5 protein-coding genes are annotated in these 3,443 nt (G+C 51.1%); 1 reads left to right on the top strand and 4 read right to left on the bottom strand.

The features are described 5' to 3' along the window. The first annotated feature begins 292 nt into the window (after positions 1 to 292). Positions 293 to 1,039 (top strand): N-acyl homoserine lactonase family protein, encoded by a 747-nt coding sequence (locus QZP87_RS00695; protein WP_291321002.1) that lies wholly within the window; start codon positions 293 to 295, stop codon positions 1,037 to 1,039. A gap of 1 nt (position 1,040) precedes the next feature. Here the strand turns inward: QZP87_RS00695 and QZP87_RS00700 are convergent, their stop codons facing one another. The 4 genes from QZP87_RS00700 to QZP87_RS00715 all read right to left on the bottom strand — a co-directional run. Further along, positions 1,041 to 1,955, bottom strand: coding sequence for a GGDEF domain-containing protein (locus QZP87_RS00700; protein ID WP_291321003.1), 915 nt, complete (start codon positions 1,953 to 1,955; stop codon positions 1,041 to 1,043). Continuing rightward, positions 1,952 to 2,335: a response regulator gene (locus QZP87_RS00705; RefSeq protein WP_291321004.1), complete on the bottom strand. Its 384-nt coding sequence runs from the start codon at positions 2,333 to 2,335 to the stop codon at positions 1,952 to 1,954. Before QZP87_RS00705 ends, QZP87_RS00700 begins: the two co-directional genes overlap by 4 nt. After that, positions 2,332 to 2,862, bottom strand: a complete 531-nt coding sequence (locus QZP87_RS00710) for a chemotaxis protein CheX (protein ID WP_291321005.1) — start codon at positions 2,860 to 2,862, stop codon at positions 2,332 to 2,334. Before QZP87_RS00710 ends, QZP87_RS00705 begins: the two co-directional genes overlap by 4 nt. 24 nt (positions 2,863 to 2,886) lie before the next feature. Further along, positions 2,887 to 3,443: ATP-binding protein (locus QZP87_RS00715; RefSeq protein WP_291321006.1), on the bottom strand; the 557-nt coding region annotated here is incomplete at its 5' end.

Here is a 3,443-nt window from a genome sequence, read left to right on the forward strand (position 1 = left end):
GCAGGTTTCTGCTCGAGTTGCTGGGAGAGCAACAGTACAACAACCTCATGACCATCAAGACAGCGGAATGGGAAGAACATCGAACCAGCGTTACCACCATGGAATTTGAAAAGTATCTGCCGTATTAAGGATGGTTTCCATCCCGTAAATCTTTCTTTTCGGTCGCAGTTTTGGTTTGTCCCTTGCTTTAAAAGCGCTTGATAGATGCTCCCATTCATATTTGCTTTATTGACACCCGCTTGAACAGAGCATAATTTAAGTGACAAATTACCTTTCAAAGGAGGACCAGCCATTGTCTACATACAGGATACATCCCCTGGTTATGGGCACCAAGCGTTTCGACAAATCCATGATGACCTACCAGCACGGAGCCGGAACATCGTATATCATCCCCATCTATGCCTGGTACCTGGAAGGCGGGGACCGAAACATTCTGGTCGACACCGGGGAGATGAGCCCCATCAGATCTGAAGACCGCCGGCAGGACCTGGGTGGAGCCATATACACATTTGAGGAGGGACTATCCAAGGTAGGCCTTGAACCAAAAGACATTGACGCGGTGATCCACACGCACCTGCACAATGATCACTGCGAAAACGACTCCAAATGCGTCAATGCCGAGATATTCGTGCGTCCAGAGGAACTTGAAAGCGCCCACAACCCGCACCCGCTGGACTACAGGTACCTGGATGACTACATCCTGGACGCGGAAGAAAACGGACAGATAAGAACCGTGGATAAGGACAGGGAGCTCTTTCCGGGGATATACGTCATGCATACCCCGGCCCACACCCCCGGAGGCATGAGCGTTTTTGTGCATACCAGCCGGGGCACAGCCGCAATCACCGGATTCTGCGTTATTGAAGAAAACTTTGATCCCCCGAAAGAAATCAAGGCCATGGAGATGGAGGTCATTCCACCCGGCACCCTGGTCAATTCTTATCAGGCCTACGACATCATGCTCCGGGTCCGGGACAGTGCGGATATACTCCTGCCCCTGCATGAACCGCGCTTTGCAGATGGAAAAGCAGTAGGCTGATTCACAGAAAATTGCAGGCGTTTTTGCCCTGGCTCTTGGATAGATACATGGCTTTGTCCGCCCTGGCTATCATACTGTCCTGAGTATCTCTGGGTTTAACCGTAGTGGCGCCCAGGCTGATGGTGATCCTGCGTCCACACTCGAACTCGTGCCCGGCCACCATTTGCCTGAGGTTTTCAGCCAGTGGCCTTACACCGGAAAAATCGGTTTCCGGGCAGACCAGCAGGAATTCTTCTCCGCCCCATCTGCACAACAGATCGGTAGCCCTGGTATTGGCAGTCAACAGGTTGGCCATCTCGCAGAGCACCCTGTCCCCGGCCAGGTGTCCCAGGGTATCGTTGACCTCTTTGAAATCGTCGATATCCATGATCATGATGGAAAAAGGCCTGCCGTACCTCTCAAACCTGCCAATCTCCTTTTCCATTATTTCGTCGAATTTGACCCTGTTGTATGCACCTGTAAGAACATCACGGGCATAGAGGGTTTCCAGTTCCTCGTTTTTTATGGCCAGCCTGGCATGGGCCTCGGCCAGAGAATTCTGGGCCGCCTTGAGTTCGCTTATATCCACTGCAAAGGAGCATTTCACCAGTCGACCGTCTGTCCAGGGAACCATGAGTTCATGGAACTGGTACCACCTGTCGTTGTATTCGTTAAAAAACTCGAAAGTCAGGTTATCCCCGGCCTGCTCCTCTCCGTCTGAACGAAGCTCCTTTATCCTGCAATGTATGCAGGGACTCTCAGAGTTGAATATCTCCCGGTAACAGATGCCTCCCTCCCGGACGTTTCCGCCTACCATTTCAGACAGATGCCGGTTGGCGAATAACAGCTGATGGCTTTGAACATCCACGATATACACCCCGAAAGGCAGGGCCTGGAAAAGGGAATTGAAGATGATGCGGTTGTGCTGGCGGGTCATTCTTTGTTCAGGTACTTGTTTATGACCTTGTTCAGGGTCTGGGCCACATTGTCCCTGTAAAAGGGCTTGAGGATATATCCCTTGGCCCCCGCGCCGATGGCGTCTATAACCGTCTGCTTCTGGCCGTGGGAAGTGACCATGACGATAAGCGCCTCCGGATCCGACTCGATTATCTTTTTGGTGGACTCAATACCGTCCATCACCGGCATGGTGATATCCATAGTCACTAAGTCGGGCTTTAATTGAATATACTTTTCATAGGCCTGTTGTCCATTGACACAGGTACATGCAATACTGTGCCCCAGTTCTTCCAGTAACTGCGACAGCTTGCGCTGGGTAATGAGCGAATCGTCCACTACCATGAAAGAAAACTTGCTCATGAACCTGCCTCCAGATAATTTAACTGCTCATCAAACAACTGCCTGGGACCTATAAGATGGATATAAAGATTGCCCTGGCTTGTCTGAACGACAGATGAATAAAAGGTGGTGCCTTGAGTTCTGATCATATTCCTGGCCTCCTGAATCACGATGGGAGGCGAAAAAGTGACCCGTTCACCGCCTGGGGCGAAAAATTCCGCAGTATTGCCCACTACGATATTCAGCATCTCAGTGGCTGCCGACTCCAGGTAGTCGGGCGTTTCTTCCTCCGGGTAATCCAGACCCTGGGTCATTTGACGCAGAATAGAGAAAATAAGGTCTTTTTCAAAGGAAAAAGCAAAAAACATATTGATGGAACTGTTCACGCTTATAAGGGACGTCAGGTAAGACAGCTTGAGAATGTTTACAGGTTCATACCGGCAGTCTATCCTTGTGACTGACACCCCGGCCTCAGCTTGCAGAAAAGACTGCGTACCCTGTGCCAGGCACTGCATCAGGTCCTTGATATTTACGCTTTGTTCCTGCAAAAAATACCTCCCTTGCTAGATCCGTCAAATTTTCAAGCACCCCTGCCCCGGCAGGTAAAAAACCACTTGCGTACCCAGGTCTGCAGCACTTTTTACCTCTATACTGCCGCCAAGCGCCTGCACCGCAGCAGATACTGCATCCATGCCCACACCCCGGCCCCGGCATTCATCAGCTTCGGCCGCTGTGGACACCCCTGGGGTAAAAATCTGCATCAAGAGCTCTTTTTCATCCATCAGTTCCAGCTCTTCCAGGCTGTATGCTCCACTTTCCCGCAGCTTTTCCCTGAGTCCTTCCAGGTCCACGCCGCTTCCGTCATCACTAATACTGAGCACGAAACCTTCCGGGGTATTTTCAACCCGGCACTGGATCTGTCCGGATTCCGGCTTGCCCTTTTCCAGACGCTCTTCCGGATCTTCTATACCGTGAGCAACGGCATTCCTGAAAACATGCACCAGGGATCTGATGAATGGATTAAATACCCGGGGGTCGAAATAAATATCATCACCCTGAATATGCAGGGGGTGCAGGAGTTTTCCAGACCTGTCAGCCATCTGCTGCACAAACCTGGCATACTTGCCCA

It is taken from the genome of Desulfonatronospira sp., assembly GCA_003563255.1.
Lineage (GTDB): Bacteria > Desulfobacterota > Desulfovibrionia > Desulfovibrionales > Desulfonatronovibrionaceae > Desulfonatronospira.

Coding starts and splice junctions, on each gene's coding strand:
- QZP87_RS00700 (WP_291321003.1), bottom strand. CDS start 1,955: ATGACCCGCCAGCACAACCGCATCATCTTCAATTCCCTTTTCCAGGCC.
- QZP87_RS00705 (WP_291321004.1), bottom strand. CDS start 2,335: ATGAGCAAGTTTTCTTTCATGGTAGTGGACGATTCGCTCATTACCCAG.